This window comes from Geminocystis sp. CENA526 (genome assembly GCF_050753365.1).
Classification (GTDB): domain Bacteria; phylum Cyanobacteriota; class Cyanobacteriia; order Cyanobacteriales; family Cyanobacteriaceae; genus Geminocystis.
The window spans coordinates 1-6,630 of record NZ_JBLZFY010000157.1; the positions used below are offsets into that span (position 1 = coordinate 1).

8 protein-coding genes are annotated in these 6,630 nt (G+C 35.3%); 2 read left to right on the plus strand and 6 right to left on the minus strand.

What is annotated here, in order from left to right:
• Window positions 1-41: 41 nt before the first annotated feature.
• The gene (gene prmA / locus ACN4EE_RS21530) at window positions 42-929 is read right to left on the minus strand and encodes a 50S ribosomal protein L11 methyltransferase (protein WP_431708571.1); all 888 of its coding nucleotides are present in this window, start codon (window positions 927-929) and stop codon (window positions 42-44) included.
• 240 nt (window positions 930-1,169) lie between these two features.
• Here prmA and lipB point away from each other — a divergent pair, with 240 nt between their 5' ends.
• Window positions 1,170-1,811, plus strand: coding sequence for a lipoyl(octanoyl) transferase LipB (gene lipB / locus ACN4EE_RS21535; protein ID WP_431708564.1), 642 nt, complete (start codon window positions 1,170-1,172; stop codon window positions 1,809-1,811).
• Between the two features lie 77 nt (window positions 1,812-1,888).
• Here lipB and ACN4EE_RS21540 read toward each other — a convergent pair whose 3' ends face one another.
• Window positions 1,889-2,137 carry a Ycf34 family protein gene (locus ACN4EE_RS21540; RefSeq protein WP_431708565.1) on the minus strand — a complete coding sequence of 83 codons (249 nt, stop codon included), beginning with the start codon at window positions 2,135-2,137 and terminating at the stop codon, window positions 1,889-1,891.
• A gap of 123 nt (window positions 2,138-2,260) precedes the next feature.
• Window positions 2,261-2,542, minus strand: coding sequence for a YiaA/YiaB family inner membrane protein (locus ACN4EE_RS21545; RefSeq protein ID WP_431708566.1), 282 nt, complete (start codon window positions 2,540-2,542; stop codon window positions 2,261-2,263).
• A gap of 312 nt (window positions 2,543-2,854) precedes the next feature.
• Here ACN4EE_RS21545 and bicA point away from each other — a divergent pair, with 312 nt between their 5' ends.
• The gene (bicA, locus tag ACN4EE_RS21550; protein ID WP_431708567.1) at window positions 2,855-4,546 is read left to right on the plus strand and encodes a bicarbonate transporter BicA; all 1,692 of its coding nucleotides are present in this window, start codon (window positions 2,855-2,857) and stop codon (window positions 4,544-4,546) included.
• A gap of 192 nt (window positions 4,547-4,738) precedes the next feature.
• On the opposite strand, the gene ACN4EE_RS21555 is transcribed toward bicA, so the two are convergent.
• The 3 genes from ACN4EE_RS21555 to ACN4EE_RS21565 all read right to left on the minus strand — a co-directional run bounded on the left by ACN4EE_RS21555 (window position 4,739) and on the right by ACN4EE_RS21565 (window position 6,514).
• Entirely contained in the window at window positions 4,739-5,275 is a 537-nt protein-coding gene (locus ACN4EE_RS21555; protein ID WP_431708568.1) for a TRAP transporter small permease subunit, read from the minus strand.
• Window positions 5,276-5,395: 120 nt separating this feature from the next.
• Window positions 5,396-6,001 carry an aminoacyl-tRNA hydrolase gene (pth, locus tag ACN4EE_RS21560; protein WP_431708569.1) on the minus strand — a complete coding sequence of 202 codons (606 nt, stop codon included), beginning with the start codon at window positions 5,999-6,001 and terminating at the stop codon, window positions 5,396-5,398.
• Between the two features lie 3 nt (window positions 6,002-6,004).
• Window positions 6,005-6,514: an IS4/Tn5 family transposase DNA-binding protein gene (locus ACN4EE_RS21565; protein ID WP_431708570.1), complete on the minus strand. Its 510-nt coding sequence runs from the start codon at window positions 6,512-6,514 to the stop codon at window positions 6,005-6,007.
• Window positions 6,515-6,630 lie beyond the last annotated feature (116 nt).

Sequence of the window (6,630 nt, forward strand, 5' to 3'; positions counted from 1 at the left end):
CACTATACACTATACACTATACACTATACACTATACACTATTTACTGAGTTTTACGAACATTCAAACAACTCCATTCTCCTCGTTTCCACAAAGAGGCGATCGACCACCCGTCCTGTTCTAGTAAGTTTGCGATTTCAAGGGATTGATCTACTAAAATACCACTTAATGCCATCCATCCATTCGGCTTAATAATTTTGCCCATGTCAGGAATCATGGTTTTGATGACTTCTGCCAAAATATTGCACACAATACCATCGAATTTTAGTCCTTGTATCAACATCAATTGCTCAATGCTACCCTGAAAAATCTCAATACCCTCAACGTGATTCAATTCACTATTTTCTTGGGTGGCTTTTACCGCTAAGGGATCAATATCTGTAGCATATACCTTTTTTGCACCTAATAATTTTGCTCCGATCGATAAAATCCCCGAACCACAACCAATATCAGCGATCGAACTATCTGGAGTCGTCTCATCTAACCTCATTTCCAACGCCTCTAAACACAGTTGAGTTGTAGCATGAACCCCTGTACCAAAAGCCGAACCTGGATCAAGGCGAATAATAAGACGATCAGACTGTGAGGGTGCTTCAATCCATGCGGGATAAATAGAAAATCTATCGCCTATATCCATAGGTTGCCAATGATTTTTCCAACTACTCGCCCAATCTTCATCATCAATCAACCGCCATGTAATCGGCGGACTTTCATAACCTTGTAACAAACAATCCTGTTTTAACCAGAGAGAAAGAGCCGCTAAATCAACGGTTTCTGTAGTAATAGAAGGAATATAGGCTTTGATAAACCATAAGCCTTCCTCTTTCATTAATGCTGTACCCTGACATCCAAATTCTTGTAAACGCCAAAAAATAATATCTTCTAATACTGGTATATGATTTATTTTAATTTCCCACCAAGAAGTCGTCATGGTAATAGTAAATAGTGAATAAATTTTTGAGAGAAAATAATCGCTTCCGCAGACTTTCCCTGTTACAATAGACATCGATCGAATTAGTTAAAATAAGGGTTAAAACCCTCACTACGAAAGTTTATCTATTTTTTGCCCGATGTCTAAATGATCTGATTATAAAGTAAATTTTACCATAAAAATTGCCCCCAATAATTTATTATTTGTTAATTAATATTAGCTATTTTTTTGAGGATTCTTGTGTTCGATCGAATTATAGAAGTAGAAAATATAGGGTTAATTAGTTATAAAAAAGCATGGGAATATCAACAAAAATTAGTTCAAGCAAGACTCGATAATCCCCATTTACCCGATAAATTATTATTAGTAGAACATCCTGCGGTTTATACCCTAGGCACAGGCTCAACCCTTGATAACCTCAAATTTGACCTAAATTCTTTTTCTGGGGAGTTATATCGCACAGAAAGGGGCGGAGAAGTAACCTTTCACTGTGAGGGGCAAATAGTAGTTTATCCCATTTTAAACTTACACTATTATCAACAAGATTTGCATTGGTATTTAAGACAATTAGAAGAAGTGATTATTCAATTATTAGCAGAGTATAACATTGAAGCCCATAGAATAAAAGGATTAACAGGGGTATGGATTGGCAATGCCAAAATAGCTGCCATAGGGATAAAAGTTAAACGTTGGATAACCATGCACGGCTTCGCTTTAAATGTGTGTTGCGATTTATCTGGTTTTGAAAAAATTGTTCCTTGCGGTATTCGAGATAAATTTGTGACGACAATATCCCATTATGATCCAAGTATTAGTATTTTAGAGGTAAAAGAAAAATTAGTCAAGACTTTTGCAAAAGTTTTTTCTATTTCTATTGGTTAAGGATTTGGTTATAAGTACTAACAATAACGGATTTTGTTGGGTTGCTATGAGTGCTAACCCAACCTACATTTTTTTTTCTAAGTGGGAATCGCTTCCCCCGGTCTTAATTTAGCCCATTTTCCCATTTCCATCATAAAACTATCACAACCCACTACATCCCATTCCATTTCGATATAATCGTCAAGGGTTCTTATGTTTACATTTATAGATGGTTCTAATGGTTCAAAATCTGGACTGTCGGTTAAGTGTGGTTGTTGATGTTGAGTTTCTACCGCATGGTAAGTGTTACATCGATCGACATAAGTACAGTTAACACAAATGCACATATTTTTTTCTCCTGTTAACTCTTTATATATTTGCTACTCTAGCTTAAATTAATCTTTTATTGCAGAAGAATAATGAGAAAATACTTTTTGAGTATCCCCTAAGTACTTATTTTCTATAGTTTTTTAATTAATACTATTGTGTTCTGCTAAAATGCGTTCCACTTTCGCTTCTTCTAATTTAGCAATAATCCTACTGGCTTCGTGAATATCTCTCTGGGTTTTGGTTAAACTTACCGTTGAACCGATGGTAAATATTAATCCCATCCCCATATACCCTTTAATCCATACATCCACTGGTAAATAAATGATACCAATAGAAGTGGCACCGATCGAAATGATAAAAGATAGCCATGTTTGAATAACCCATGCACTGCTGTGGGTTTGGTTAAAATTTTCTTTACCCATGATTTTTTTGCTCCATCTTGCATTTATCACGATCATAATTAGAATATTTCTGGATACAGTCCACCTTTAAGACACTTTTTCAACTGGCTCAAAATCAACAAATTATTTGGGTTGCACCATGACATGAGAAGTGTGGATTATAATTATTAAAATTTATCAAACTTATTTAAAAATATCAATAAAACTGACTTTTCATTTGTCAACCGATCCCTTAATATATTAAGTATAGATTTTTAACTATTTTAAATAAAAAATATATTGATTTTGCTCTATACAAAATCTTCCGACAAACCCTTACTTTAATATAAATAAATGCAGATAACAAATAAAATTCATTTTCGCAATATTCAAGGGGATGTTTTTGGCGGTTTAACCGCCGCCGTTATCGCCTTACCTATGGCTTTAGCTTTTGGTATCGCCTCTGGTGCTGGTGCTTCTGCTGGATTGTGGGGAGCGGTTTTAGTGGGCTTTTTTGCGGCTGTTTTTGGCGGTACTCCTACTTTAATCTCTGAGCCTACAGGTCCGATGACCGTTGTAATGACGGCTGTAATTGCTAACTCGATCGCATCTAATCCAGAAAATGGGATGGCGATGGCTTTTACCGTAGTAATGATGGCAGGATTATTCCAAATTTTATTCGGCTTTCTCAAGTTGGGTAAATACGTCACCATGATGCCCTATACCGTTATTTCAGGGTTTATGACAGGTATCGGTTTAATCCTGATTATCTTACAAACAGCACCTTTTTTGGGTCAAGCTAGTCCTAAAGGAGGGGTTATCGGTACAATTCAAAATATTCCTAATCTCATCTCTAATATTCAACCTTTAGAAACGGTTTTAGCAGTAATGACGGTAGTGATTCTTTACGTTGTGCCGTCTAAATATAAACGCATTATACCCCCTCAATTATTAGCTTTGATTGTGGGTACTATCGTTTCCTTAACTTTGTTTGGAGATGCAGACATTCGCCGTATTGGGGAAATTCCCACAGGATTACCTAACTTACAAATTCCCACTTTTGAGGCGAGTCAATTGCGTAATATGATTTTTGATGCCCTCGTATTGGGGATGTTAGGTTGTATTGATGCTTTGTTAACTTCCGTTGTCGCTGATAGTTTAACTCGTACAGAGCATAATTCCAATAAAGAGTTAATTGGGCAAGGTTTAGGTAATTTATTCTCTGGTTTATTTGGAGGTATTCCGGGGGCTGGTGCTACTATGGGGACGGTAGTAAATATTCAAACTGGGGCAACTTCCGCCTTGTCGGGCATTACCCGTGCTTTAATCTTATTTGTGGTGGTGGTATGGGCAGCCCCTTTAACTGCTAGTATTCCTTTAGCTGTATTAGCAGGGATTGCTTTAAAAGTGGGTATTAATATTATGGACTGGGGTTTCCTCAAACGAGTTCATAAAATTTCTTGGAATGCCACCGCTATTGTTTATGGGGTGATTGCCTTAACCGTATTCGTTGACTTAATGGTAGCTGTTGGGGTGGGTGTTTTCATTGCTAATGTCTTGACTATTGATAAACTTTCGGAACTTCGATCGAAATCCGTCAAAATCATTAGTACTGCTGATGATGAAATTTCTCTCACGGATGAAGAAAAACAAATCTTGGATTTAGCTGGAGGGCGAGTATTATACTTCCACTTGAGTGGTCCTATGATTTTCGGTGTTGCCAAAGCAATATCCAGAGAACATAATGCTGTTGCTAATTACGATGTGTTGATTGTCAACTTAATTGAAGTACCAATTTTAGGGGTAACATCTTCCTTAGCTTTAGAAAATGCCATTAAGGAAGCCATCGACAATAATCACGAGGTTATCGTAGTCGGCGCAACGGGTAAAGTGAGAAGCCGTTTAGAAAAATTAGGGCTTACAGGATTAATTCCTGAACACCACTGGATGCTCGATCGACTGAGTGCATTACAAGAAGGTTTAGCCATAGTTCGATCGAAGGAAAGTCAAGCCTATGTGCCTGATGCCCCCAAAGTCTTAGACTAAAATTTCATAATTCTTTATATTGTGGAGGCGTAAAATTTTACGTCTCTTTTTTTGCCTTTTGATACGAAAACTATGATATTTTTTGTAGAAATTGAGTTAAATTTATTTAACGATCGCTATTAGAGGTGTAACAAAGTATGGTTTAAAGAAATGAAAAGCTATAAGCTATTTTTTGACGAAAATTTTGTATCGTTAAGTTAATTTTCTGTGGGGAATATCGAGAAAAACAGATAAGTTTTTAATCAACTCAGAAATACCTTGAATAATTAACAAAATAGGGCTAATAATAATGATAGTTTTAATCGGATAACGGGGTAAACCGCCATCATCGGGAGACATTTCCATTATTGTCCATGAATTGACAACATATTGCCAAGAAAAATAAATTATTACTCCACAAAAAGGCATTAAAAATAAAATAATTCCTAATATATTGATTAAGGCTTTTTTCTTGGAAGAAAGATTTTTATAAAAAATATCTACCTTAACATGACTATCTTTTTTGAGGGTATAAGCCGCACCTAAAAAGAAGATTAAATCGAATAAATACCATTGCAATTCGATAAGGCTATTGGAGCTTAAATTTTCACCAATTATTCTACCAATATATCTACCTAATACATTCCAGACACCGACTGCAATCATCACTAAAACTAACCAGTAAATAACTTTACTATACCATTCGGTTATTAAATCAATTATATGAGCAATTTTTAGAGCAAAATTCATAATTATTAAGTATCTGGTATTCTATACAATAAATAGACATTTCCAAAAATTATTTTTAATTGGTTCGTAGTAAGGGCTTCAGCCCTTAAAATCTTAATTAATGGAGAAGTCTAATGAAAATTAAATTTCGATAAATTTTTGATTATAAAGACTCATGGCTTTTTCTACTCCCTCTTTTAAACTAACATTAATAGCATCGTAGGTTAATATTTTTAATTCATCTATTACCTTTGTTTCACTATGAGAAAATTTGCCCAAAACATGACTAATGGTTTCCTCTTTTCCCCCAGATTTGCCAATACCGATGCGAAAACGGGGGAAATTTTGCCCTCCTACATGGGAAATAATCGATTTCATACCATTATGCCCTCCTGCCGAGCCTGACAGCCTTAATCTGATTCTGCCGAAGGGCAAATCCATATCGTCATATACCACTAATATCGACTCTGCGGTGAGTTTATACCAGTCTAGCACGGCTCTAACGGATTGTCCCGATCGATTCATATAAGTTAAGGGTTTGACTAACCTAATTTTACGATTATTAGATGCCATTCCTTCACAAATTAAAGCATTAAATTTACTATTTTTTTGCCACATTAAACCCCATTTTAGGGCTAAATAATCGACTATTTCAAAACCTATATTATGACGGGTTCGATCGAATTTTGGTTCAGGATTTCCTAAGCCAATAATCACATTGGGAATTACTATATTTTTATCACTCATGGTTTAAATAAAACTATAAAATTTATTGATTAAAATATTGATATAGCGAAGTTTTGTGGCTCTTCTACAGTAATGATAAATTAGGAGAAAATAAATGCTATAACTTTTATTAAATAAGGGTACTCCTTGTGTACTAACCATTAAACTTGAATGTACTTTCAACCCCCGAACATAATTTTGAGAGCTGGTTTGTCCAAAACCTTTTTCCCAAGTTTTACTTCGATGATGAGTAAAGTTGAAGTCACTGGTATCTTGTATCATTAATACCAGTTCTTCTTTTCCTGCTCGTTGTAAGGTTTTTTGATGATGACCTTCAATAATATCTCCGTAATCAAATCTCTGGAATTTCCAAAAATCATAAGTAGCCTTAGTGTCACTCCAAGTTTCACTAGCTTGTGGAATAGTTGCTGATGGTTGTTCAACAGCCTGTGTGACAATTTTGATCAGTCGTTGATTTAATCTTTTATCTGGTAATCCTGTGTCTTTCAATTCTTCTTCTGCCCATGAGTGCATTGACAATTACTCGCTTAATTTCAGTTGTCTGTTATTATTTAATTATCATAAGGGATTCAGGAGATAACGGTAAGCCATAGAGCTTAAATTAACTATTAATTTCTAACCAGTGAATC

Bases quoted from the DNA above. Each gene is read 5' to 3' on its own strand.
- prmA (WP_431708571.1), bottom strand. From the start codon at position 929: ATGACGACTTCTTGGTGGGAAATTAAAATAAATCATATACCAGTATTA.
- ACN4EE_RS21540 (WP_431708565.1), bottom strand. From the start codon at position 2,137: ATGTGCATTTGTGTTAACTGTACTTATGTCGATCGATGTAACACTTAC.
- ACN4EE_RS21545 (WP_431708566.1), bottom strand. From the start codon at position 2,542: ATGGGTAAAGAAAATTTTAACCAAACCCACAGCAGTGCATGGGTTATT.
- bicA (WP_431708567.1), top strand. From the start codon at position 2,855: ATGCAGATAACAAATAAAATTCATTTTCGCAATATTCAAGGGGATGTT.
- ACN4EE_RS21555 (WP_431708568.1), bottom strand. From the start codon at position 5,275: ATGAATTTTGCTCTAAAAATTGCTCATATAATTGATTTAATAACCGAA.
- pth (WP_431708569.1), bottom strand. From the start codon at position 6,001: ATGAGTGATAAAAATATAGTAATTCCCAATGTGATTATTGGCTTAGGA.
- ACN4EE_RS21565 (WP_431708570.1), bottom strand. From the start codon at position 6,514: ATGCACTCATGGGCAGAAGAAGAATTGAAAGACACAGGATTACCAGAT.